Origin of the sequence: Pedobacter sp. P26 (assembly GCF_050632135.1) — a bacterium.
Lineage (GTDB): Bacteria > Bacteroidota > Bacteroidia > Sphingobacteriales > Sphingobacteriaceae > Pedobacter.
On sequence record NZ_CP192574.1, the window covers coordinates 4170834 to 4197741 of the forward strand.

Consider the following 26908-nt stretch of genomic DNA (forward strand, 5'->3'; position numbering starts at 1 on the left):
GCTTTTTTTACGAAATAAATAATCATTTCTACCAAAGTGCAACGTAGTCGGGAAATCTATATGGAGAAATCTTTCCAGATAGATCTCTCCATTCCACTGCGTTCCAGTCGGGATGACGACTTTTTTATCGGAAAAGCAAGGCCTGTGTTTCCACAGCGCTTTTAATCTACGATCTTACAAAAATATCGGTCTATCCAGTTTAATCGCAATACGGTAAGCCGCATTCATTAAACCCACATGGCTATAAGCTTGGGGAAATTTCCCCACTGGCTCCCTGTTTTAGCATCAACATCTTCGCTAAATAAGAGCAGATGGTTGCAATACTTAATAATGTTTTCAAATTCTTTTATTGCTTCATCGGTACGTCCAACGCAAGCTAAAGCCTCTACATACCAAAAAGCACAGATTAAAAATGTGGTTTTTGGTTTGCCGAAATCATCAGCATGCAGGTAGCGGTAAAAAAGACCATCTTCTGTTTTCAATTCTTTTTCCAGAGCAATTAAATGATCCTTTGCCCGATCAGAAGCCGGATCCAGATAATTCATCATGATCAATTGTAAAGTACTCGCATCTAGATGCGGACTTCCAACGGCATTGGTATAAACTTTTCTTTCCGGATCATAACAAGCTTCAATGTGTGCCTCAGCTTTGTCGATTAAAATCTTTGCCCGCTTTTCAAAATCTTCATTACCAATAGTTTTAGCCATTTTTAAAGCCGCCTGCGCTCCTGCCCATTGAAATAAGTTACTGTAACAATGTACATTGGCAATATTCCTGAATTCCCAAATTCCGGCATCCTTTTCGTCAATAGTGCGTTCAATTTTAGAAAGTACACTTTCGATCCACTTTACCGAATCGCTGCGTTCAGAAAAAACAAAACGGTGATCGGTATAAAGCGGCAACATTGAAATTAAAACCTGTCCATAAATATCATTTTGAATATGTTCGTAAGCCTGGTTTCCTATCCTTATGGGTTGCTCGCCTTTGTAGCCTTTTAAATGACTTAGCGTATGTTCGGTAATTTGCCTTTCTCCTGCAATACCGTATAAAGGTTGGTAGCGTGTATCTTCCGCGTGAGAAATATCAGAAAGGTAATTAAAATACTTCTCCATTTCTTCAAAATGACCGATATGGTTGAGTGAAGTTAATACATAATGTGAATCTCTTAACCAGCAATAGCGGTAATCCCAATTTCGCGTGCTGCCCGGCGATTCTGGTAAACTGGTGGTACTGGCGGCAATAATTGCCCCAGTATCTTCGTATTGGTGAATTTTTAAAACCAAGGCCGAGCGGATGACAAAAGGTTGATAAAAACCAGCAATAGAGGAATGTTTAATCCATAAGCGCCAATAAGAAATAGTTTCACGAAGAAAATTTTCGGCCGTACTCACTACGGGTGCTTCAAGGTTTTGTCCATAAGTCATCACAAGGTATTTTGCCTCATTTAGTACAAATGCCTTTTCATCTATAATATAGGTAAGCGACACATTGGTGCTTAAACGGATATTTTCATCACAGCCCAGATAATCGATATGGTTACTCCCCCGGCTCGATTTCATTTTACCTTTTCCGTAGTCACAAACCGGCTCGCATTTAATGGTAATCCGTGGATTACCCTCCAGAGGTTCGATCTTTCTGATCAACATTAGTGGTTTAAAATAGCGATCGTACAGGCGAAAACGTGGCGCAAAATCGGTAATGCGGTATTTTCCATCTTCAGCTGTGATTTCTGTTCGTAAAACATTGGTATTTTCGATGTAATATTGGTTAGAGGTAAATTCACCTTGTGGTAAAATAGAAAACTCCCCTCCTTTTTTCTCGTCCAATAAACTCCCAAAAACAAACGGACTATCGAAACGTGGCCAGCAGAGCCATGAGATATCAGTATTTTTATTTACGTGTGCAATGAAAGCGCAATTTCCTATAATTCCTGTTTGATAAAGGTGCTGTTCGGCCATAGACTATATTTTTTGTTTATTTACTAACAAGCTGATGGGGAAAATGTTGGGTAGAAAACAAAAAAGACCTCGCAGGCTTTGAAAACCTGCGAGGTCTGGAAAGAAAATTGAGTTTGCTTTTTGGAAATGTAGGGTTCTGTGTTAATGTCGGCCAATAGTCCTGCTATCGCTTCAAGTCCTCACTCGTACCTCGTTCCGGGCTTTCCGCTTTATCAGGTTTATTAACAAAGGTTCTGCCCAAGTTCATCAAAGAATAAATCTATTTGTAAACGGTTTCTCTCTTGCGTTAGGGGTTGTAAGGGTTCAGTGCCGATTAAGCATCTGTTTTTTTATTTAATTACGGTATACTTGCTTGTTTCACAGGTCTTCATCGGTACCGAAGCGAAGCGCAGCCCTGCAAAGCCCGCCCCTTGCGCAGCTTGGGAACGCCCAAATCAGTTCACAATTTTCAGCTTGCAGTTAATCCTAATCTCTCCTTTTAACCACTTCAGAATGACAATCAGGGTAACAAAAAAACCAGTCACAAAAAATCGCGACTGGCTTCTAGTTAATGAATTATAATTATCTTAAATTACCGTACCACTAGGTACAACAGCGCCTTTCTTGATCACAACAATGCCATCTTTAACAGCATAAAGTTCAAAATCCCCGTCTTCTAAATGGTCGCCACCATTAATCTTAACATCATTTCCAATGCGACAGTTTTTATCAATAATAGCGTTATTAATATGACAGCGATCTCCGATACCGATTAATGAATTACCTTTATTAGTTTCTTCCTGAATTTCTTCAAGCGTTTGGTACCGATCGCTGCCCATAATATAGGCATTGGTAACTATCGTATCCTTTCCAATTCTCGACCTGATCCCTAAAACGGCATGCTCCACTCTGCTGGCCTGAATAATGCAGCCTTCTGCGATAATGGTTTTATCTAAAGTAGTTCCAGAAATTTTTGATGGTGGTAACATCCTTGCTCTGGTAAAAATAGCATGGTTACTATCAAACATATTAAATTTAGGTATTTCATCTGTCAAGCCTAAATTGGCCTCAAAAAAGATGAAATATTTCCAATATCAGTCCAATAACCTTCGTACTGATAGCTTAAAACCCTGCTTTGAGAAATCGCTCTTGGCAAAATCTCTTTACCAAAATCTTTTTCCTCTTCATTCTCATTTAATATATTAATCAGGTACTCGCGATTGAAGACATAAATCCCCATCGAAGCTAAGAAATTACGACCCTCGTCCTGCATTTCTTTTCCAGTGTCCGAAACCCAGTCCTCTAAACCCGTTTTAGGCTTTTCAATAAAAGAGGTAATCATGTTTTCATCGTCGGCCTTTAAAATACCAAAATCTGTCGCATCTTTTGCCGTTACCGGAATAGTAGCAATGGTAACTTCAGCATTGGCTTCGATGTGTTTTTCAATCATACTTTTAAAGTCCATCTGGTACAATTGATCTCCGGATAAAATTAAAATATAATCGAATTCGTGTGAAACAATATGATGCATGCACTGACGAACGGCATCTGCTGTACCCTGGAACCAACCTGAGTTTTGTACAGTTTGTTCAGCTGCCAAAATATCAACAAAGGCCGTACTAAAATGGCTAAAGTGATAGGTGTTTTTAATGTGTTTGTTTAGCGATGCTGAATTAAACTGGGTTAACACAAACATTCTGTGAATACCAGAATTCAGGCAATTTGAAATCGGAATATCTACCAATCGGTATTTACCAGCAATTGGAACTGCCGGTTTAGAACGTGTTTGTGTTAGTGGCGATAATCTAGAGCCCTGGCCACCGCCAAGGATAACGCCTAAAACTTTGTCAGTCATGTTTAAGCTTATTTTAATATTTGGTATAATTCTATATAATTTAATGCTGCGTTATCCCACGAATGGTCTATCTTCATCATCGTTTTTCTAACTGCTTTAAAAGCTTTTTTATTGTGATATAATTCAACAGCACGGTTAATAGCATGAGTAACATCCCAAATACTTGTTTGATCGTGGCAAATCCCAAAACCGTTGTTGCCAATATCAATTACTGTATCTTTCAATCCTCCAATCCGGCGTACAATAGGCACAGTTCCATATCTTAATGCATAGAGCTGATTTAAACCACAAGGCTCTACTCTTGATGGCATAATCAGAAAATCTGCTCCGGCATACATCTCATGAGAAACCTGCTCATTATACCCAATATATGCATTATATTTACCAGTAAAAATGTCTTTCAATTGATTTAACCGGCCTTCCACCCAGTTCTCACCTGATCCCAAAACCAGAATATTTATATTATCTGCATGCTGTTGTAAAGCCGTATAAAAAATATCGGGTAATAAATCAGCACCTTTTTCATCAACCAACCTGCCAATAAAAGTAAATAGTGGTTTAGAGGGGTCTAATTGAAAAACATCACAGAGTGCTGTTTTGTTTGCCAGTTTACCAGTTTCAACCGTTTTTAAATTATAACCTTTGCTCAGCATCGGGTCAGTTTCAGGATTCCAAACCTCGCTATCAATTCCATTTAAGATGCCTACCGATTTCCAACGTTCTTGCCTTAACAAACTTTCTAAGCCACGGGCATTGCTCATCATCTCATCCAGGTAACTTGGCGATACTGTGGTTACTTTCCATGCACATTTAATGGCCGACGCTAAAGGGTTAATGGCATCGTCCCAGCCCAGTAAACCACCCTTCCATAAATCGAATGCTGGTAAATAATAAAGTTTTTCCCATCCAAACTGTCCCTGATATTGCGCATTATGAATGGTTAAAACCGTCGGCACCCCACTAATTGGCTTATACTTTACACAATTTGAAACCATAAAGGGAATTAAACCGGTATGGTGATCGTGACAATGAATTACATCCGGGCGGTGCTCCCATTGTACAATCCAATCCAACGTGGCAATCTGGAAAGCCACAAATCTTTCTGTATCGTCGTTATAACCATATATATTTGGGCGGTCGGTTAAACCCTGTATATGAACAATGTATAAATCGAAACCTAGTTTATTGGTTTTTTCTTTTAAAATACGGTACTGAAAGTGATTATTGCCATAGTTTGCCCAGGCATCGTAAGTTACTTCGAACTCGCTTTCGCGGATAAATTTGGTATCATAAGCAGGTACAACTACTTTGGCTATATGGCCAAGTTTATTCTGATATTTTGGTAAAGCCCCTACCACATCGGCCAAACCGCCAACTTTTGCAACAGGGTAACACTCGGCGCTTATATGTATAATTTCCATCAACTATTTGGTGTAGATAACCCAAGTAAGTTACTAATTGTTTTGAGCTTTGCAAATAATGTAAATTATATTTTTAGTTGATTATTAAAGGAAAAATCGTCATCTCAACTGGAGGAAATCGGAATGGGGAGATCCAATTCATATAAATTTACTTAAGTTTTTTTTATAGAAAGTGAATGTCCGGTTCTTCGTGGCGGTATGTAGCCCTGCTTTCCGTTGCAGGTCCTCTCCCGATGGAAAATCGGAATCCGGGCTTTGCACTGCAATCAGGCTTATAAACAGAGTTGGTTCCTGTCAAAAGTAGGAAACATAAATTTCAGCGATGATCATCTTAAATCTACGGGAACAAAGCAGCTAATGATGCCCCGCTGATTGAACAGATATACGGAGATTTTTTTACTAACAATATCGTCATGCTGAATTTATTTCAGCATCTTTCATGCTTTTTGCAGATATATACAGACGGTCTCTTATTTGAAAGTGAGAGGTCTCGTTCTTCGTGGCAGTTAGCAGCCCTGCTTTACACTACAAGTCCTCGCTATGCTGTGGGCTTTACGTTTCAATCAGGCTTATAAACAAAGTTGGTTTCTGCAAAATGCAAAAACATAAATTTATTCTGCGGTAATCATCTTAAATCTGCGGGAACAAACGATTAATGGTATTGCGCACATATACGCAAAGAAACAACATCTTTCCTGCTAGGTAGACCCTGAAACAAGTCAGGGTAATTCCCCACATGATATTAATCTACGGGGCATAAAAAAACGAAAAAACCGCTTAAATCCATAAGCGGTTTTCAACAACAAAACAAATATATTTTTTTGGTTAAAAATATCTAGTACTCTTCGGCGATGATTTCGTAAAAATCGCGGATTGGCTGAAATTGAGGGTGTAATGAAACCACATCTCCAAAAACCAATAGCGCAGGCGCATCAATTTTTTATCCTCAACAATCTCCGCAATAGTATCTACAATACCTATTGCTATTTTTTCCTGTGGGGTAGATCCATTCTGGATTACCGCTACAGGCAACAGGTTTTTATTTTCTGCCTGGAAAATTGCTGCAATTTCTTTTACTTTTTCAATTCCGTTCAAAACAACAATTGTAGCTTTCGTTTTTGCAGCGATATATAAATCCTCTGATATTTCGCCTCTGCTATTTGTTCCGGTTACTGCCCAGAAACTTTCACTCAGGTCTTTATAAATCATCGGGATCTTCTGCAAACTTGGTGCACCAGTTGCGCTCGAAATGCCCGGAATAATCTCAGTTGGAATACTGTACGATTCTGCGGCATCAATTTCTTCATATCCTTTTGCAAAGAAAAACGGATCGCCACTTTTTAAACGTACCACATGACCATAGTTTAAAGCATAATCAATAATCAGCTTGTTCACTGCATCCTGTGAAAAAGATTCATCATCAGAACGTTTGCCTACGTAAACTTTCGGAATACCATCTGACGCATGACACAATAAGGCTTCGTTCACATTTGCATCATACAAAACAACATCAGCTGTTTTTAATGCCTTAACACCTTTTAAACTAAATAAGTCCGGGTCGCCAGGACCAGCACCTATTAAAGTAATTTTTGGTTCAATGTTCTTTTTTTCTACCTTATTCAAAATCATAACAGAAAGTTTATGCTCGTTATACGTTTGTTAATAATACAAATATATAAAGTCTATGGGAATTGTAGTAATTTATTTCAAAATAATTTCATTGCCTCACTTATAGCATATTATTAGTGGAAAAAATCTCAATTAAAGCGTCATCATCTCGACTGGAACGCAGTGAAATGGAGAGATCTATTAGATAGATTTAGCTTCGCTGAGCACTCCATGGTTCTCGACCGCTTTGCACTCCGCTGGAAATGACAAAATTTTGGTAATTCGCTATGGAAATCTCGACTTTAAAGATCCTTCACTACGTTCAGGATGACAAATTAGATTTTATTTACAATTCACTTCTGCAAAAGTAAATTTACCGGCTTCGTAATTAATAGGTTTGCCTTTAACGAAGTATGACCTGCCCAGCGTAGTTTCAATCTGCGCAAAACCCATAATGAGTTTACCATCTTTCTTTAAAAATGCCAATGGATTGGTAAAAGCTTTGGTGGAATCTTTACCGGTATTAAAGCGATAATCAACCAATAAGGTATCACCATTAAACTTGCCGTCGATTTTACCATTATTTTCAGGTTTATCAGCATATTTTACCAATAAGGATCCTGTCACTTTACCAGATGCCATCGTTTTCACAATCATGGCCGCGCTGTCTTTTTCGAAGAAAGCCGCATAACAGGTTTGATTGATCACGGAATCCTTTTTGCAGTATCAGTCTTCTTTTCTGATTGGTTACAAGCAAAAACATAAGGAACAGTAGCAAATACGAGGTATATAAGATTTTTTTTCATGTGGTTTGGATTAGGGCTTCAGTTTTGTAATGTAATAAGGAGATGAAAAATTTTAACCTTTTCCATAATCTAAATATACAAAAAACTTTGCAACGAAAATGGGATACCGTCTGGCACCCCACTGAAATTGCTTTCACTTTAGAACAATCTAAAGCTTTCATTATTATATTTGGTTGTGGTTCTATATTAGGATTTTCAGGATTGTATGATTTTAGGATTAATGAGTTAAATACAAATCTGATTATTTTCCATCCTCCATTTTCCATACTCAAAGATCCTTCTACTACGGTCAGGATGACAAACCGCTTTAGATTTTCCGTGTCACCAAGCCTCGTGGCCAACTCTTAATACACTTGCTAATTGATCATTGAAAATTGGTTATTCCCTCATCATCCATCTTACATTATTCCATTTTACATTTTACTCCACTGCCGCCCTGAACATCAATGCACCAATAGTTAAATTAGTACGTGTATCAACCAAAATGGCAGAACCATTTGCGCGGTTATCGTCGTATAAATCAAAAGCTAAAGCATCTGCGGTTTTCACAATCACACGGCCAATATCGTTTAATTTAAATTCATCTGCAGCATGTTTCTCTAATGTATTGATGTCTACCTTATGCAAAATTTCGCTGATTTTACATTTAGTGATTTTGCTGTTGTGCTGAATGTTGTACATAATCGAAGTATCTAGCGCACGGGTATCCATCCAGCAAAGATCAGCCTCAATCAGTTTTGTTTCCTGTGGCAAAGCCGATGAATTTACAATGGTATCGCCACGGCTGATATCCACATCATCTTTTAAATGGATAATAACCGACTGACCAGCATGTGCAGCATCAAGTGCCTCATCAAAAAATTCTATTTTCTCTACAATAGAGCTGGCTCCTGAAGGAAGAACAGTAACTTTATCATTTAAATTAAAGGTTCCGCTCAATACACGCCCGGCATAACCACGGTAATCATGCAGTTCTTCTGTTTGCGGACGAACCACCCATTGTACGGGCATACGCGCCAATTGCGATTTATCTAAATTATCGGTATCTACTTTCTCTAAGAAATGTAACAGACTTTCTCCTTCGTACCAATCCATGTTGCCGGAATTTTGTACGATGTTATCACCTTTTAATGCACTTACCGGAATATAGGTTACATCGGCAAGCTTTAATTGCTGAGCAAGGATTTTATATTTCTCAATGATTGAACTGTAAACCGTTTCGTTATAGCCAACCATATCCATTTTGTTGATACAAACCACTACATGTTTAATGCCTAATAAGGAAACAATATAGGAGTGGCGGATGGTCTGTTCTACCACGCCGTTGCGGGCATCGATTAAAATAATAGCCAAATTAGCAGTAGACGCGCCTGTAACCATATTTCTGGTATACTGAATGTGTCCCGGGGTATCAGCTATAATGAATTTACGTTTCTCTGTCTGAAAGTATTTGTAAGCTACATCAATGGTGATGCCCTGCTCGCGCTCTGCCCTTAAACCATCGGTAAGAATGGCTAAATCTATTGACCCATCGTCATTTTTGCGGTTCGAACTCTGTAAAGCTTCTAACTGATCAGCCAAAATAGAATCTGTATCATATAACAAACGGCCAATTAAGGTACTTTTACCATCATCTACGCTGCCTGCTGTGAAAAATTTTAATATGTTCATTTTTTTAGATATGAGATAATAGATATGAGATATTAGACAGATGCAAGATTTTCAAATCTCACATCACAATGCTCAAATCGCTCTTAAAAATTTTATTATGTTTATTTTTGATTTGAGATAATAGATTTGAGATGTTAGACGGTCGCAAGGTTCTCAAATCTCACATCTCAAACCTCTCTTAAAAATACCCTCCCTTTTTTCTATCTTCCATTGCGGCTTCCGAAACTTTATCGTCCATACGGGCGCCACGTTCTGAAATTTTAGAGGCACTGATTTCTGAAATAATATCATCGATCAAAGTGGCATCCGATTCTACCGCGGCAGTGCAGGACATATCGCCTACCGTACGAAAACGAACCTGTTTGCGCTCAACAATGTCTTCATCATCCATATTTAAAAATGGAGAAGCAGCCATCAATTGTCCATTACGCGTAATGCAATCACGTTCGTGCGAGAAATAAATACTTGGCAAATCGATTTTCTCTCTACGGATATAGTTCCAAACATCTAATTCTGTCCAGTTACTGATCGGGAATACGCGGATATTTTCACCTTTATGGATTTTACCGTTATAAATGTTCCAAAGTTCAGGACGCTGGCGTTTTGGATCCCACTGACCGAATTCGTCACGGACAGAGAAAATACGTTCCTTTGCTCTTGCTTTTTCTTCATCCCTACGGGCACCACCAATACAGGCATCAAACTGGTATTTTGCAATGGTATCAAGCAAGGTTACGGTTTGCAAAGCATTTCTACTGGCATTTTTACCGGTCTGCTCTACTACTTTACCCTGATCGATAGATTCCTGCACCGAACCGATAATTAATTTTTCGCCAATTCTTGCTACCATCTGGTCACGGTAAGTGATGGTTTCTTCGAAATTATGGCCGGTATCTATATGTACCAAAGGAAAAGGAAATTTCCCCGGACGAAAAGCTTTTTCTGCCAAACGAACTAAAGTAATTGAATCCTTTCCACCCGAAAATAATAGGGCCGGTTTTTCAAACTGACCTGCTACTTCACGCAAAATGTGAATAGCCTCGGCCTCTAGTTCATCTAAATAATCAAAATTATATGTACTCATTATCAAATGTTGAATGATTGAATGTTGAATGATTGAATGTTAAATCGCTCAATTACTCAACTTGTTATATTTGTTGTTGTTGTTATTGTTGTTTAAAATGTTTGGAAGGTTTGAATGTTGGGATATTCCAACGTTCCATTAGTAAGGAATATAAACCTTCTATCTTTTAGCCTTATACCTTAAGTAGCGTGTAAGCCACATTCTTTTTGCTCTGGTCTTCCCACCACCATCTTCCGGCTCTAAAATCTTCGCCTGGCTGTACTGCTCTTGTACATGGGGCGCATCCTATACTCGGAAAACCTTTATCGTGCAGCGTATTGTAAACAATGTTGTTTTCTTTAATGTATGCTTTCACATCCTCTAAAGTCCAATCGAATATTGGGTGGAATTTAACCAACTGGTTGCCTTCGTCCCATTCTAAATCGTGCATATCCTCACGGTTGGCACTCTGATCAGCTCTGATGCCTGTTATCCAGATTTCATTCCCTTTTAATGCTCTTTTTAATGGTTCAATTTTACGGATGTAACAGCATTCTTTTCTATTTTCTACCGATTCGTAAAAGCTGCTCGGGCCTTTGGTATTCACCATATCCTGCAACAGCTCATTTTGCGGATAGTAGGCATGAATCGGCTTGTTATAAATTTTTAAGGTACGGTTCCAAACGTAATAAGTTTCTGGAAACAAGCGTCCGGTTTCTAAGGTAAAAACCTTAATCGGTATATTATTGGCAAAGATCAAATGTGTAATCGCCTGGTCTTCCCAACCAAAACTGGTTGAAAATATAATACGGCCGGCATATTGATCTGCCAAAAATTTCAGTTTATCAATTGTATTCAAACCTACCAGTGCTGCTTTTATATCTTCTAGGTTCTCCATCACTAAATTAATTTTAAAATAAACATAATCACACTCCGCAAACTCACAATCATTACAATAATCCCCACAGCAACCATAATGGTTTTTGCAGAAATTTTGTTCGATACTTTTGCGGCAATTGGCGATGCGATTGCACTACCAATAATTAAGCCTAAAACAGCTTCCCAGTGTTTGCCGCCCAACATGGTGAAAAAGGTAAGCGAACTTAAAGTGGCAATAAAAAAACGGCTGATTTTTACCGTACCCAATGAGAACAAAGGGTGACGGCCGCCCGCAATTAAACTCGATAAAACGATCGATCCCCATCCACCGCCAAAAGCCGCATCGATAAAGCCACCAAAAAAACCCAATAGTCCAATTTTTTTGATTTTTTGATCTGCTTTTTTACGCTTGATATTAAACGCTTTCATTAAAATAACTCCCCCTAGAAACAAGGTGTAAACCGCCACAATGGGTTTAACATAAGCACTATAATGTTCTAATGAGGAAAGGATATAGGCACCTAAAACTGCACCGATTATGGCAGGAAGAATTAAAATTTTGAATAGTTTCCAATTCACATTCCCCATCCTGTAATGCATCCACCCTGCAATCCCATTACTCATTACCTCAGAAATATGGATGGCCATACTTGCGGATGCAGGCGGTAAACCCATAGCTAGTGAAAAGGAAGCTGTTGTTACCCCATAAGACATTCCGATTGCCCCATCAATTAAGGCGAATAAAAATCCAGCACCTAAAAACCAATAAAACAATGGATCGATGTTGATCAAAAACGTCTGAAATTCGGGTTCGGTATTCCAAAGCGAAAGTCCGATTGCGCCTATCAATAAAACTGATGCCACCCAGATCAACCATTTAATATTCCGCTCTGCGAAGCTTTTTTAGGATTGATCAAGCTTTGGGTAACCTTATTGAGTTTTTTAACTTTTGCCGAAAAATCGCCGTTTAAAGTTTGGCGCAAAGCGCTCATATTCTGTAGGGTTTCATCCAGTTCTGCGGGTAAACCCTCATTTAAAATCTGCTTTAAACGTTTGGCAATGGTTGGCGATTTACCGTTTGTAGAAATGGCAATCTTTAAATCGCCTTTTTGAACGATTGATCCTAAGTAAAAATCGCATAGTTCTGGCTTATCTGCCACGTTGATCAGCAGACCACGCTCGTGCGTTACCTTTCTGATCTCTTCATTTAAAATATGGTTATTGGTTGCCGCAAAAACGATATCAATATCGTTTAAATCGTCGATATCAAAACTTTTCTGCTTAACTTTTATGAGCGGGTAATTTGCGACAAGTGCATAAACCTCCGGCGATACCGTTTCTGCCACAATAGTAATGGTAGCACTATGGCTGTTATTTACAATCGCCGTTAACTTCTCCAGCCCAATATTGCCTGCTCCAATTAATAATGTACGCAGCTTGTTCAGCTTCACAAAAACTGGAAAGAGCTGGTTACCTTTTTCTTCTTCCGAAAAAGGTATTGCATTATCAGGTTGGTTAGGCAATACTTGCATATTGTTTAATTAATTTCTTAAATGATGGATGTAATGATACAACTTCTCCAAAAATTAATAAAGCTGGTGCTTTAATATTTTCTTGCTGAACCAAACTTTCTATGGTTTCAACTACTCCAACAACCAATCTTTCATCCTCTGCCGATCCGTTCTGCACCACAGCAGTTGGTAAATTATGTTTGCCTGCCGCTTTAAAAATCTCTACAATTTTAGGTAATTTTTTAAGTCCCATCAGTACCAATACCGTAGCTTTTGATTGTGCTGCCTGGTAAATATCTGCTGAAACTTCTCCGGATGTGGTTGTACCGGTGATTACCCAAAAGCTTTCGCTCATGCCACGGTGCGTAACCGGAATCTGCTGCAAACCTGGTACACCGATAGAACTCGAAATACCCGGAATAACACTTACCGGAATGCTGTAAGATGCGGCATAATCCAGTTCCTCATATCCCCTGCCAAAAACAAACGGATCGCCGCCCTTTAAACGTACCACATGTCCGTAATTTAAAGCATAATCAATCATCAGTTTATTGATGGTATCCTGCGGATAAGAATGTTCACCTGAACGTTTTCCTACATAAACTTTAATGGCGGCTGCCGGAGCATGCTCCAATAAAGCTTCGTTGGTTAAAGCATCGTACAATACCACATCAGCAGTTTGCAAAGCCTTCACCCCTTTTAAGGTTAATAAATCCGGATCTCCAGGACCTGCACCTAAAAGGGTAATTTTTGATTCTATATTTAATTTCTGATCGCTCATCTTTGTATTTTAATTTTGAATGATTGAAGTTTGAATGAGAGAATATTTTATCAGCGAGTGTTTGTAATCATTCATTAATGCTATCACTCAATTATTAACTCCTTCTATTTCGCTAATACCGCTCTTTTTTCCTTAATCTGATTTAAAAATTGACTGGCTTCATCGAAATATTTTTGGGCAAATTCTGCCGTTGGTTCGTTTTTATTGATCTGTAAAACCAGGTCTGAGAAATTGGTCGGTAAGTTAAATTCGCCGGTTTCTACATAGTGGTTATCAAATTCGCGGATCACGCCAACCTGGGTACTGCTGTTTACGCCTTTATCCAACAATAAAGACTTTGCTGCACTTACAAAAGTGCTATAGGTATGATAAATGGCGTCGGCATAAGCACCCTTATCTAAGTTTTGCTTTGCCCAACCAAATTTTTCGTCGGCCTCTAATAATAAAGTAGCCACTAAATCAATCACCACACCGGCACATTCTCCAACACCAATGGCCGTTACAAATTCTTCAACATGTCCCCAGTCTACAAATTCTTCTGTCTGCAGGTTGGTTAAATCAGCCAAAGGTTTTAACAGCTGATAAAAATGATCTTTCCCTTTTCTATCATAATATTGGTGGAAATTTTCATCTTCCAAATTATTGGCTTTTAAAATCATTTAAAATGAAATGTAAAACACTTGTTGCTCTTTTAGAAGGTACTTTAATTACTCGTTCTGCCACCCGGCCAACGCCGTTACCAACAGTACCGCCACCTAACATCACCTGAACTGCCGGTACCACTTTTCCTTCAGCTTTTACCGAGCTTCCGTGGAAACCGATTTCGGCCAAGCCGTGCTGACCGCAAGAATTCATACAACCACTGATTTTGATCTTGATGTTTTTCTCGTAGATAAACTCAGGGAAATCGGTATAAATCACCTCTTCCAAAACTTCAGCTAATGTCATTGAGTTCGAAATACCCAGGTTACAGGTATCTGTACCCGGACATGTGGTAATATCGGCCAAACTATCAAAGCCCGCTGTTGTAAAACCAATTTTATTTAAAGCCGCATATAATGAAGGTAGTGCTTCCTTACGTACAAACTTCAATAATAGTCCCTGGTTTTGGGTAATCCTGATTTCATCAGCAACATATAACCTGATGGCATCAACAAAAGCCCTTGCCTTATCTGTTTTGATATCGCCCACTTGAACTTTCACATACACACCATAAAATCCGGCCTGTTTCTGCTCTATTACATTGGTAGCTAACCAGTGTTTGTAATGGGCTTCGTTTAATATTTCTACTGACGGGTATTCCTGCTCTAGAGGCAAAGTTGGCTGAGGTACCGTATTAATATCTATTTTAAAAGTTTTTACTTTATTGGCAATACGCTCTTCGGCAACCAGACGCAATACCTCTTCTAAACCTAATTTCTGAACCAGGTATTTTAAACGTGCTTTATTACGGTTACTGCGTTCGCCATAACGGTCGAACACGCGAAGAACAGATTCGGTAAAAGGAATCAGTTGGTCTTCAGGCAAAAATTCGTGAACGGCATTCGCCAAAAATGGCTGTGCACCTAAACCACCAGCAAATAATACTTTAAATCCACGTTCGCCATTTTCGTTAATCTTCGGAATAAAACCTAAATCATGAATATAACTGAAAGCGGTATCCCTATCGCTGGAAGAAAAAGAAATTTTAATCTTACGGCCCATTTCCTGACAGATTGGGTTACGCAAAAAGTACGCAAATACCGCTTGAGCATAAGGCGAAACATCAAAAGGCTCTTCCGCATCGATGCCCGAATTTGGAGATGCGGTTACATTACGCACCGTGTTTCCGCAGGCTTCGCGCAAAGTAATATCATCCTGCTCCAGTTTGGCCCAAAGCTCGGGGGTTCTATCTAAACTCACATAATGGATCTGAATATCCTGACGCGTGGTTAAGTGCAGATTGCCACTTCCGTACTCATCAGCAATATCGGCAATACGTAATAACTGCTTAAAAGTTACCTTACCAAACGGCAGTTTAATACGCACCATCTGCACGCCAGGCTGCCTTTGTCCGTAAACACCGCGGGCCAAACGAAGGCTCCTAAACTTTTCGTCGTGGATGGTTCCATCTCTAAAAGCTTTAATCTTATTCTCTAAATCGATGATGTCCTGCTCGACGATCGGATTTTCGAGTTCTGTTCTGAAACTTTGCATATATGTTGTTAGCTTTATTCAAAAAATGCCTCCCTGTTACCGAGAAGCATTCCATATTTTACACATAAAATTATCTGTAGGCTCCTGTTAATGCGTTTTACAACAACAGCACATCATTTGCTTAGCGGTTAACTGGTTAGGTATAAAATTGAAGTTCATACGCCAAATATATAAAGTATATAGGAATAGTCGTAATTTATTGTGAAAAAAATTACATTAAAGAAATGTCATTTCGACTAAAACGCAGTCCCGAAGTTAATCAGGTGAGAAATCTGGGTATTAAATTCTTAAATAAGAGTAACTGAAAACTGCAAATTGATAACTGCCAACTGATTTGGGCGTTCCCCAAGCTACGCAAGGGTCGGGCTTTTGCAGGGCTGCGCTTCGCTACGGTACCGATGAAGGATCGGTACTGAACCCTTACAATCCCTAACGCAAATTATCGCAAAAAGTAGCCAGACTTCAGAAGTTGCCTGCACTCTACTCCTTTGAAACTTCGGAAGTTTTTGCTGATTAAACCTGATATAGCGGATAGCCCACAGCGAGGAACAAGCGAGGACTTGCAGCGGTAGCAGGACTATCGTAACCGAAACGTACAGAACCCTGCTTTCCAAAATAATCGACCACCTAAGTCACACTAGAACAGCTAAGTGGTAAACTTAATATCTTGAAATAGTCCTCGTTTGTAACAAACGAGGGCAATAACGAGGCTTTGCAGGGCTCCGGTGCCGATGAAGGATCGGTACTAAACCCTTACAATCCCCAACGCAGAATTATCGCAAAAAGTGACCAGACTTCAGAAGTTGCCTACACTCCACTCCTTTAAAACTTCGGAAGTATTTGCCGATTAAACCTGATATAGCGGAAAGCCCACAGCGAGGCACGAGCGAGGACTTGCAGCGGTAGCAGGACTATCGTAACCGAAACGTACAGAACCCTGCTTTCCAAAAACATTATTCATTTAAGACCTCGCAAGTTTGATTATAACAACAAAGACCCTGAAATAAATTTACTTCGTAGCTTTCCGCTACGCTACGGTCAGGGTGACGGATCGTTAGCAGAAAGTTTTAAAAAATTATAAATTAACGATACCGATCTTCAGGTTATCCTCGCGGCCGATTACATCGGCAATGCTGGTTTCGGTTAAAACCTTAAGCGTAGCATCCCTTACATCGATAAAGGCACTTCTAATTCCGCAGGTTTTCTCATCTACACACTCATCACATTTGTGGTAAAAGTTTAAACTTGCACATGGAACCATCGCAATTGGTCCGTCGGTTACACGCATTACATGTACCAATAAAATCTCTTCGGGTTTTTTATTCAGGCTATAACCGCCTCCGGCACCTTTTTTACTGTACAAGAAACCTGCATTACGAAGATCGAGCAGAATTTGTTCTAAGAATTTTTTCGGGATATGCTCCTCCTCTGCAATTTTCGAAATCTGCATAGGTGGTTTATCTAAATTTTTACCCAGCGCAACAAGCGCTTTAATGGCATATTTTGTTTTTTTGGATAGCATATTTGTACAAAGCTAATAAAAGAAAGTAAATTATAAAATATGCAACGGAAAGTTGATTTTAATTCATCATACTATCATATTCATAAATATAATGCATAATAACAGAAATTCCTTTAATCAAACAAACGTAAAAATAACCGCCAGCCGTAACAGTAGGTAATTATGGGCGTTTAAATTCTATTTTTACCCGCTATTCTGATTTACAGATTTTTAATAATGAAAAGAAAACTCAATCTATTGCCGCTCATCATAGTTGCAATTATATTCTTTGCCCTAAATGCATACGTATTATCTGGCTTGGGCACCATCAATCAATCCGGTTTACTCAGTCCGATTTTTTGGGTGTTTATTATCGGCTTAACTTTTGCCTTATTTTTCGGCATTCAGCACATGCGGATTCAGGGCATCAATAAGTTTTTCCAAATCGTCAGTCACGCTTTTCTGATTGTTTTTGCTTCAGAAATTGTTTTCGCTTTTTTTCTGTTGCTTGGCGATGTTTACCGCTTATTAATCGGCTTATCCACCAATTTTGAACCTGGCGGATTTCATGTTGCCGGCCGCAGCAGCTATTGGGTAGATTTTGCCTTTGTGATGTTCTGCTTAACCATTGCCCTGTTTGCTTACGGCATTACCCAGGGGAAATATGCCTATCGTGTAATTAAACACACTTTGTATTTTGATGATCTGCCTGAAAGTTTTGATGGTTTTACGCTGACCCAAATTTCGGATATACATGCGGGAAGTTTTACCAACCCAAAAGCCGTTCAAAAAGGCATCGATATGATCAATGCCCAAAAAAGCGACCTGTTTGTTTTTACGGGCGATCTGGTTAATAATGCCTCATCAGAAATTGTGCCTTATATCGGTCATTTTTCGCAGATTAAAGCGCCTTTCGGACAGTTTTCTGTTTTAGGGAACCACGATTATGGAGATTATATCAAATGGCCAAGTGAAACTGATAAGATCAAGAACTTAAACTTATTAAAAGCTTACCATAAAGAACTGGGCTTTAAACTTTTGCTGGATGAACATGTAGAACTGCACAAAAACGGAGAGAAGATTATTTTAGCCGGAATAGAAAACTGGGGCATCGGTTTTGGGGAGCGAGGCGATCTGAATAAAGCCCTTCAAAATACAGGTAAAGATGATTTTAAAATTCTTTTATCACACGATCCTTCTCATTGGGATGCACAAGTAAAAAATTATCCCTCTAAAATCCAGCTTTCTTTAGCCGGACATACACATGGTATGCAATTCGGTATAGAAGCTTTTGGTATTAAATGGAGCCCGGTAAAATACCGTTATAAACATTGGGCAGGCATTAAAACCGAAAATGGGCGGTACTTGAATGTAAACAGAGGTTTTGGTTTTCTGGGTTTTTCGGGCCGGATTGGTATCTGGCCTGAAATTACGGTGATTGAGTTGAAAAGGAAGTAAAAAAAGGTCGTCATTTCTAGCGAAGTGCAACGAAGCCGAGAAATCTGCCTAGATAGATCTCTCCATTCCGCTGCGCTCCAGTCGAGATGACGACCGAAAAAAATCGAATCTAGTAATTAAGCGTATAAGTTAAATTATACGTACGGCCGCGGCCTGCATAGTAAAACGTTTCTGGTTTGGCTAATGCCGAATACAGATACTGTGAACGTTGGCTCCAAATCGTCTGATAGTTTTTGTTCAACAGGTTTTGTACACCTACTGATAAACTTCCGGTAAATATTTTAACCGATCCCAATAAATCAACAGTCGTATAACCTTTTAATTCCCTACCGGTTCCAATATCATCTTTTGAATCGAACGAATGAAAAATTTGTGCCTTTAAACCAAATACTTTACCATTATAACCTAAGTAGCCTGCCAATTTTGACGGACTTGAAACAGTTATATCCTGTAAAGCCCAGGTACCATCGGTATTCTGTTTCTGTGTTTTAATGTATAAACCGTTTGCACCTACTTCAAAACCATTTTTCAGGCTTAAAGATAATGAACCTTCCAAACCAATATTTCTTACTTTTTCGTCAAAAACTTCAATATTGAATGTGCTGTTGGTTTTTACATTTTTATCAGATAAAGCATAAAAACCAGCTACCTGTGCATTAAATACACCTGTGCGGTAACGGTAACCTGCTTCGTACTGTTCTGTTTTAATACCTGTTAAAGGAGAACTTCCAACATTAATGGAGTTGCCTAAATTATAGTTGGTACCTACCAAGGTATAAGTACCCTGTCCGTAATATTTAGCCGGATCTGCGAGGTTAAAACCCTGGGAGAAATTAACCCATGCCTGTTGAGCTGTGTTAATTTTAAATACTAAACCACCATTTAATAAGTTTACATCGTAATGGTTTTCACCACCAGCAATGGCCGCAGCCGTTCTGCCAACACCATAAGCCAAAGGTACAGAAGCAGTGGTACCTACAAAATCGCCAACTTTAACAAACATACGTTGCTGACGCACACCTCCCGACAGGCTTAAGAAGTCGGTCACTTTAACCTGCGCCTGTAAAAAACCAGATAAACCATTTACCCTAAAGTTTGGGTAACGTGCAATAGTGGCTATAGTAGTATTATTTAAACCACCAGATGCAAAGGCTTTTGCTCTATCGAACAAAGCTTGCTGCGCGTTAAAATTCTCGTTATCTGCATCAATACCGTAAGTAAGATTAAGTCTGTTCCAGTCTTTGTTCAATACCAGTTTTAAAGCACTATAATTAGTATTTTGGATGGATGAACCACTGTAAAGTCGCTGTGGTATAGCTGTCTGCCCCGGGAATGGGTGAAAGCTGAACTGCTCACTTCTGGCAGCTGCCTGTACATACAAGGTTTGTCCGCCTAAAATTTCGCTTGCCTGATAATTCGCATTGATATTGGCTCTACTTGTTTTTGGGTCAACATCTGATGAATAGCCACTTCTCATCTCTAAGAGCGCTGGGTTGGATAATAATCCACCATAATTTGCACCCAGGAAAAGGTCTTTATCACCACGGTAACCCGAATTGTAATATTGGGCATTCACGGATATTTTTTGGTAATCGGTCAATTTAAATTCGGTGCTTCCGAAAAAATCGAACGATTGGTTATATTGTAAATCAGTTTGGGTAATGTCAGTAAAAATCTGCTTTCCATCTGCGCCATAAGCTGCATTGTTTTTTTGAAAAGCCATACCGATGCGCCCGTTCCAATCTTTATTACCGCCAGAAATAGCCTGTGCTACGCGTATATCATGATCGCTTTTTTCCTTTAATCCACTGCGCACACCAACCTGAGTAGTAAAACTTGGCTGACTGTCCTGACCTTTTTTAGTGATGATGTTGATGATCCCTCCTGTTGCACCACCGCCATAAACGGCGCTTGCACCAGATAAAACTTCAATTCTTTCGATATTAAACGGATCGATTGATTCGAACTGACGGCTAACACCACGCGTACTGTTTAAAGATACCCCATCGATCATCACCAATGCATCTCTGCCACGTTGGTTCTGTCCGTAATTGGTACGCCCTTCCGGACCGGCATCCAAACTCGGGATCAATTGTGCCAATGTTTGTTTTAAAGGAATGCCTGCCCTCGCCTGCTCCTGGATTTTTGCACCATCAACTACCCAAACGGTACCTGGTATCTCGCTGATTTTAGTCGGTTTCCGTGATGATACCACTACCACCTCCTGCATATTCGAGGTCGGACTCAGGTTAATAGTTAAATTAACCGTTTGATCTTTGGCCAGATTCACTTTTTGTGAAACAGTAGTATAACCCACATAACTTACCTGTAATTGGTAGGCACCTTCGGATAGCTTTAGTTCGAAGCTGCCATCTGCTTTGGTGGTTGCCGAAGTATTTTTACCATCAACTTTAATATTTGCTCCGGCAAGCGGAGCTGTTTCGCCTATTACCTTTCCGGCTACGGTTTGTGCTTTACCTGTAAGGATAAATCCACAGATAAAGATTGCAATTAAGTATAGATTCTTCATTAATGATTATTTTTTTTGCGCAAAGCAATCATTTATTTAGATCAAATCCAAATAAAATTATTAAAATTTTTATTTGTTCAGGAACTAAAACGGTTAAGTAATACTTAACAAAGTACTTACTAACAATATGTTAAAAATAATTTAAAATATTATTTTTAATCAATCTAAATAAACACATAACTTAGCAACCAGAATTATCGATATATATCGTTCGAGTTTAAATATCTCAGCTAACCAGATGATGAATAAAAAATACAGGCATTAATGTGCCTGTATTTTATTGCCTTTACCAATAAACTTTTTGAAAAACTGAAAAAAAATGTTTACATCAAACCTCGAAAAACATGAACTTATTGATTTCCTCACGGAAAGTCCGACGAAGGAAATCTTTCACCATGAAAATGAAGCAGAATACCTGCATGCAATGGGAAAAGTTACCCAGGCGGTAAAAAAATTTCTCAACAACAATCAACAACCTTTCAGTGGCGTATCGCCGTCGAAATTAAGACCGCTGTTTGATTCGATTGAATTTGAAAAAACACACGACAACTACGATGCTTTACTTAAAGAAGTTGAACAACTTTATACCAGCCATGCGGTTGCCTTTCACCACCCTGCTTATATTGCACATTTAAACTGTCCGATTGTAATTCCCGCCGTAGCTGCTGAAGTGATGATTTCGGCCATCAATTCGTCAATCGATACCTGGGACCAAAGTGCCGGCGGTACCTTAATTGAACAAAAACTGATCGAATGGACCTGCGATCAGATCGGTTTCAGCAAAAAAGCAGATGGCATATTTACCAGTGGCGGCACCCAAAGCAATTTAATGGGCATTTTACTGGCCCGCGATCACTATTCCATTACCGCATTAAACCACAATATTAAAGTTGATGGATTACCCCGGGAAGCTTCCCGTTTCAGAATATTTGTTTCTGAAAAAGCGCATTTTAGTATCCAAAAAATGCTTCACTATTGGGTTTGGGCGAAAAATCGGTAATCAAAATCAAAACCGACCGCAGTTTCAGGATGAATACCATTTTACTGGAAGATGCCATTAAGCGGGAAATTGCTCAGGGCAATATTCCTATTGCCATTGTAGGAACGGCAGGCACCACCGACTTCGGAAATATTGATCCGCTTAAAGAACTTGCATCTATAAGTCTAAAATACAATACCTGGTTCCATATCGATGCGGCTTATGGCTGTGGATTATTGTTAACAGATAAATATAGAGGCTTACTTAATGGTATCGAACTCGCACATTCGGTTACAGTTGATTATCATAAATCGTTCTTCCAGCCGGTAAGCAGCAGCGGTTTTCTGGTATGCGATAAAAACTTTTTCAACCTGATTACGCACCATGCTGATTACTTAAACCCAAAAGACCATGATGAGGATGGTTTACCGAACCAGGTGAACAAATCGATACAGACTACCCGCAGATTTGATGCCTTAAAACTTTGGTTTACACTCAGAATGATGGGCAGAAACAAACTGGGTGGCTATTTTGATACGATTATCGAAACCGCAGCCAAAATTGCCGGACTGTTACATTCAGATAGCGATTTCGAGCTGATGAACGAATCGGACATCAGTGCATTGGTGTTCCGTTACCGCCCAAAAAACTTGCGCTTAGATGTTTGCGCCATGAATCAATATATCAAAAAAGCAATGTTCAATCAAGGAAAAGCTTTAGTTGCCGGTACCAAGATTAACCAGCAGTTCTACCTCAAATTTACCCTACTTAACCCGCTAACTACCATCAGCGATATTGAAAACATTATTAAAATCATTAAAAAACATGGAAACGAATACGTTAGACTCAATCAAGCTTCAGCAGATTTCAGAAGAAACTAATTTCAATGCGCTTCTAAACAGTTATTGTAGAGAATTTACCAACTGGAGCCGTTATACAGGTATCCCTAAATATGACGAATCTTTAGCCAATTACCTGGTTACAACAAGCGATCGTTTGCACATCAGGTTTGACTTTACAGCCATTGGTTTCGAAGTATACGCACCTTTAAAATTTTATGCCGATAGTGGCCGCCACGTATTTAATTTCCCTGTAATTGAAAGGAACGTTGATACAGATGCCATTAATCCAATCACTATTTACAGGTTTATGGAAATGGCCATCCAATTTAGTGCTCAGGAGTTCACTGCTGTTGATGCCGGTCTGGTAAAACAACGTTTGGCCAATAGCATAGACAACCTTGAAGCATTTTTATCGTTTTTTAAAAAAAATGGAAAACCTGTAAATTTTGCAAAAATGAACTTTATTGAGGCTGAGCAATCTTTAATTTTAGGTCATAATGCCCATCCCCTACCCAAAGGGAGATCTGGTTTTAACACTAAAGATGAACTTTTTAAATATTCACCGGAAACACAGGGAAAGTTTCAGCTGGCGTATTTTTTAATCGCAGCAGATAACATTAGTGAGAAAAATGCAGAAGGTTTCGATATGACGGATCTTTTCAGAATGGAATTGCTAGAGAGCAATCATGCAGAAATCATTAGTTTGCTCGATCAATATCCGGATTATAAAGTGGTACCCATGCACCCCTGGGAGGCCCAACACCTGCTTGCCCTTCCTACTGTAAAAGCGATGCAGCAAGAAAACCTGCTATTCTTTTTGGGGCACTTCGGAGAATTGTACACACCAACATCTTCCGTAAGAACGGTTTACAATGCATCGAGTGATTGGATGCTAAAATTTTCGCTACATGTAAAAATAACCAACTCGGAAAGGGTTAACCTCGTCAGGGAACTTCACCGGGGTTACGATGTAAGCAAATTGTTAAAAACAGCATACGGTAAGGCAGCCAAAGCAGAATTCCCTGAAATTGAATTTATTACCGACCCGGCATTTATTACCGTAAATTATCAGGGCGAAACGATTGATGGATTTAACATCAGTATCAGACATAATCCTTTCAAAGGGGAAGATGCTGGCAAAAATGTAAGTTTATTGGCGGCGCTTTGTCAGGATGGTTTATTGGGCCAAAAACCAAGGATTGTCCATGTAATCGAGGAGGCATCCATCAGTAAAAATAAAGCACTTGCCCATACTGCCGTAAACTGGTTTAAACAATACCTCCACCTTTGTGTAGCTCCGGTTGTGGGCCTTTATAATAATTTTGGGATGGCTTTTGAGTTCCACCAACAAAATGTGATGGTAGAACTGGATAAAGATTATTATCCTGCCAAACTTTATTTCAGGGATAACCAGGGTTATTTCTTTAGTGACGCTAAAGCTGAGGAACTAAAAGCAGTTTATCCAGGTATAGCAGCAGAAAGCGGTTCGATTGTACCGAACGAATACATTATCCCTAAATTGACCTATTACCTACTCATCAACAACATTTTAGGTGTAGTAAATGCCATTGCGAGTAATGGTTTAGCTGATGAAAAAACGTTGATTGATCTGGTTTACCTTGAATTTAAACAATTCGAAAACAGTGATACCACTGGACTGGTCGATTATATCATCAACCGCCGCAGCTGGGAAGTAAAAGGTAATTTATTAACCAATCTTTGCAACATTGATGAAGCCAGTGCGCCCATTGATAATCCGGCCATTTACCGTGAGTTTCCAAATCCGCTGTCTAAATATTTTTTCTCCGAAAACCTAATCAAACCTAAAACCAATGAGGTATTGTACAGCAGGTTTTTCCCTAAGGATAATGTAACGATCAATATCCGTCCGTTTAATATCGACCGAGATCTGGAAATGGTTCATGATTGGTTTAACCAGGAACATGCCAAACCAATCTGGAAAATGGATGGCCCTATTAAAGGCCTGGAATTATTTTACAGAACTCTATTGCCGAATGATGCCTCTCACAGTTTTATCGGCGAAATCAATGGCGAACCTACTTTTACCATAGAGCCTTACTGGCCAATGCGTGATGGTGTGGGGGCTTGCTACGAAGCGTTAACTACCGATTATGGAGCACATTTATTGATTGCCCCTACCGATAAGGACAAGAAATTCAGTTTTGAAACCGGCCAGGCCTTGATGGATTTCATTTTCGAACAGCCAGAAGTAGGCAAATGTATCGGTGAAGCCGCAGTGGAAAGCCGTGCGATGCACATTTTTGTAACCAGATTGGGTTTCAAATTAGAGAAAGTAATCCAAATGCCTTATAAAATGGCCAATTTAACTTTCTGCTACCGCGATTGGTACTGGGATAAATTTCCTGAAGCCAAAGCTTATGCCATGATGAAAACAGCTCAATTTGAAACGGAGGAAATATAATGCAGGAACAGAAAATATATGACATTGTTGGGATTGGAATTGGTCCTTTCAATTTAGGTTTGGCCGCTTTATGTGCCCCAATCAACAGTTTATCTACTTTGTTTTTAGATCAGGCGAACGAATTTAACTGGCATCCTGGCATGATGTTGAGCGATGCTACTTTACAAGTCCCTTTTATGGCCGATCTGGTTACCATGGCCGATCCGACCAGTCCATACAGTTTTTTAAACTACTTAAAGCAAACCGATCGCCTTTATAAATTCTACATCAGGGAAGACTTTTTGTGTTGCGCAAAGAATATAATGCCTATTGTAAATGGGCCATTATGCACCTGCAAAACTGCCAGTTCGGGCAAAAAGTGACCACCATAAATTATGTTGATGGAATTTATCAGATCGAAAAGTTAGATCAGGTAAATGGTACTACTGAAACCATTTTGGCTAAAAAAATCGTACTCGGAACGGGCACAGCACCTAAAGTACCGGATTTTGTTAATCCTACTATTCATCAACATGCAATACATTCTTCAGAGTATTTAAAGTTTAAACAGACCTTATTGGAGCAAAAAACCGTAACGATTATCGGCTCAGGACAAAGTGCCGCCGAAATTTTCTACGATCTTTTGCCTGAAACTGAGAATGGTTTAAATCTGAAGTGGTTTACCCGTCCAGACCGATTTTTCCCCATGGAATATTCGAAATTAACTTTAGAGCTGACCTCTCCAGAATATGTAGATCATTTTTACAATTTAAGCGATGCAAAACGTAAACAACTTTTAAGCAAACAGAATTCGTTGTTTAAAGGCATCAATTTCGAACTGATTAACCAGATTTTCGATAAACTTTACGAATTGAGTGTTGACGGCGAAAAAATCAATGCCGAACTCATGCCGAATTGCCAGTTGAATAACCTAAGCTTAAATAATGATGGCAGCTATCAGCTTGATTTTTATCACACCGAAAGCGAAAAAGATTTTACGGTTGATACAGATGCTGTGGTATTGGCTACAGGATACAAATATAACGAACCGGGCTTTTTATCAGCCATTATTGACCGCATTGCACGCAATGCAGACGGACTTTTTCAGGTACATCGTAATTATGCCATTGATGTAAACGGTAACGAAATCTTTGTTCAAAATGCCGAATTACACACGCATGGATTTGTAACACCAGATCTGGGTATGGGGGCATATCGCAATGCATCTATTGTCAACGCCATTTTAGGTTTCGAAATCTATCCGGTAGAAAAACGGATTGCTTTCCAGCAGTTTAGCGTAAATGGCGAGCGAGAGGTTACGAAACAGTCTCAGGGTTTCATCCGGGACTGTCACGTTGAACCTGTCGAAACGCCTTAAACATTAGGTTGGTCCTTCGACAAGCTCAGGATGACAAATCTATATTTATAACATTCCTCAATAATAAAAA

General features: G+C 39.3%; 14 protein-coding genes and 5 pseudogenes. 5 read left to right on the top strand and 14 right to left on the bottom strand.

The features are described 5' to 3' along the window. Positions 1-174: 174 nt before the first annotated feature. The 13 genes and pseudogenes from ACQ86H_RS19385 to ACQ86H_RS19445 all read right to left on the bottom strand — a co-directional run bounded on the left by ACQ86H_RS19385 (position 175) and on the right by ACQ86H_RS19445 (position 17250). Positions 175-1958, bottom strand: a pseudogene (locus ACQ86H_RS19385) (glycoside hydrolase family 15 protein). Between the two features lie 566 nt (positions 1959-2524). Next, positions 2525-3792: pseudogene (locus ACQ86H_RS19390) on the bottom strand (glucose-1-phosphate adenylyltransferase). A gap of 8 nt (positions 3793-3800) precedes the next feature. Then, entirely contained in the window at positions 3801-5213 is a 1413-nt protein-coding gene (locus tag ACQ86H_RS19395) for a glycogen synthase (RefSeq protein WP_431292184.1), read from the bottom strand. Between the two features lie 825 nt (positions 5214-6038). Further along, positions 6039-6842 carry a uroporphyrinogen-III C-methyltransferase gene (gene cobA, locus ACQ86H_RS19400; protein ID WP_431292185.1) on the bottom strand — a complete coding sequence of 268 codons (804 nt, stop codon included), beginning with the start codon at positions 6840-6842 and terminating at the stop codon, positions 6039-6041. A 321-nt stretch (positions 6843-7163) separates the two neighbouring features. Then, positions 7164-7529, bottom strand: coding sequence for a hypothetical protein (locus ACQ86H_RS19405; RefSeq protein WP_431292186.1), 366 nt, complete (start codon positions 7527-7529; stop codon positions 7164-7166). 518 nt (positions 7530-8047) lie between these two features. Further along, entirely contained in the window at positions 8048-9298 is a 1251-nt protein-coding gene (locus tag ACQ86H_RS19410; protein ID WP_431292187.1) for a sulfate adenylyltransferase subunit 1, read from the bottom strand. A gap of 178 nt (positions 9299-9476) precedes the next feature. Further along, positions 9477-10382: a sulfate adenylyltransferase subunit CysD gene (gene cysD / locus ACQ86H_RS19415; protein WP_431292188.1), complete on the bottom strand. Its 906-nt coding sequence runs from the start codon at positions 10380-10382 to the stop codon at positions 9477-9479. 179 nt (positions 10383-10561) lie between these two features. Beyond that, positions 10562-11259: pseudogene (locus tag ACQ86H_RS19420) on the bottom strand (phosphoadenylyl-sulfate reductase). A gap of 2 nt (positions 11260-11261) precedes the next feature. Next, entirely contained in the window at positions 11262-12104 is an 843-nt protein-coding gene (locus tag ACQ86H_RS19425; protein ID WP_431292189.1) for a sulfite exporter TauE/SafE family protein, read from the bottom strand. A gap of 5 nt (positions 12105-12109) precedes the next feature. Beyond that, positions 12110-12772 (bottom strand): precorrin-2 dehydrogenase/sirohydrochlorin ferrochelatase family protein, encoded by a 663-nt coding sequence (locus tag ACQ86H_RS19430; protein WP_431292190.1) that lies wholly within the window; start codon positions 12770-12772, stop codon positions 12110-12112. After that, positions 12756-13532, bottom strand: a complete 777-nt coding sequence (cobA, locus tag ACQ86H_RS19435) for a uroporphyrinogen-III C-methyltransferase (RefSeq protein ID WP_138822780.1) — start codon at positions 13530-13532, stop codon at positions 12756-12758. The genes ACQ86H_RS19430 and cobA (ACQ86H_RS19435) overlap by 17 nt, the downstream gene beginning before the upstream one ends. Before the next feature lie 104 nt (positions 13533-13636). Continuing rightward, positions 13637-15728: pseudogene (locus ACQ86H_RS19440) on the bottom strand (nitrite reductase). A 1075-nt stretch (positions 15729-16803) separates the two neighbouring features. Next, positions 16804-17250 (bottom strand): RrF2 family transcriptional regulator, encoded by a 447-nt coding sequence (locus tag ACQ86H_RS19445; protein WP_029275042.1) that lies wholly within the window; start codon positions 17248-17250, stop codon positions 16804-16806. 216 nt (positions 17251-17466) lie between these two features. Between ACQ86H_RS19445 and ACQ86H_RS19450 the strand changes: the two genes are divergently transcribed. Next, positions 17467-18687: a metallophosphoesterase gene (locus ACQ86H_RS19450; protein WP_168202381.1), complete on the top strand. Its 1221-nt coding sequence runs from the start codon at positions 17467-17469 to the stop codon at positions 18685-18687. A 109-nt stretch (positions 18688-18796) separates the two neighbouring features. Here the strand turns inward: ACQ86H_RS19450 and ACQ86H_RS19455 are convergent, their stop codons facing one another. Beyond that, positions 18797-21217 carry a TonB-dependent receptor gene (locus ACQ86H_RS19455; RefSeq protein WP_431292191.1) on the bottom strand — a complete coding sequence of 807 codons (2421 nt, stop codon included), beginning with the start codon at positions 21215-21217 and terminating at the stop codon, positions 18797-18799. Positions 21218-21536: 319 nt separating this feature from the next. Here ACQ86H_RS19455 and ACQ86H_RS19460 point away from each other — a divergent pair, with 319 nt between their 5' ends. The 4 genes and pseudogenes from ACQ86H_RS19460 (at position 21537) to ACQ86H_RS19475 (ending at position 26838) form a co-directional block, all read left to right on the top strand. Next, positions 21537-22217, top strand: coding sequence for a pyridoxal phosphate-dependent decarboxylase family protein (locus tag ACQ86H_RS19460; RefSeq protein ID WP_431292192.1), 681 nt, complete (start codon positions 21537-21539; stop codon positions 22215-22217). Next, a complete protein-coding gene (locus ACQ86H_RS19465) occupies positions 22193-23077 on the top strand; it encodes a pyridoxal phosphate-dependent decarboxylase family protein (RefSeq protein ID WP_431292193.1) in 885 nt (294 codons plus the stop codon). The genes ACQ86H_RS19460 and ACQ86H_RS19465 overlap by 25 nt, the downstream gene beginning before the upstream one ends. Next, positions 23022-25481 (top strand): GNAT family N-acetyltransferase, encoded by a 2460-nt coding sequence (locus tag ACQ86H_RS19470; protein ID WP_431292194.1) that lies wholly within the window; start codon positions 23022-23024, stop codon positions 25479-25481. Before ACQ86H_RS19465 ends, ACQ86H_RS19470 begins: the two co-directional genes overlap by 56 nt. Beyond that, positions 25481-26838 (top strand): annotated as a pseudogene (locus ACQ86H_RS19475) (lysine N(6)-hydroxylase/L-ornithine N(5)-oxygenase family protein). Before ACQ86H_RS19470 ends, ACQ86H_RS19475 begins: the two are co-directional and overlap by 1 nt. Positions 26839-26908: the final 70 nt, after the last annotated feature.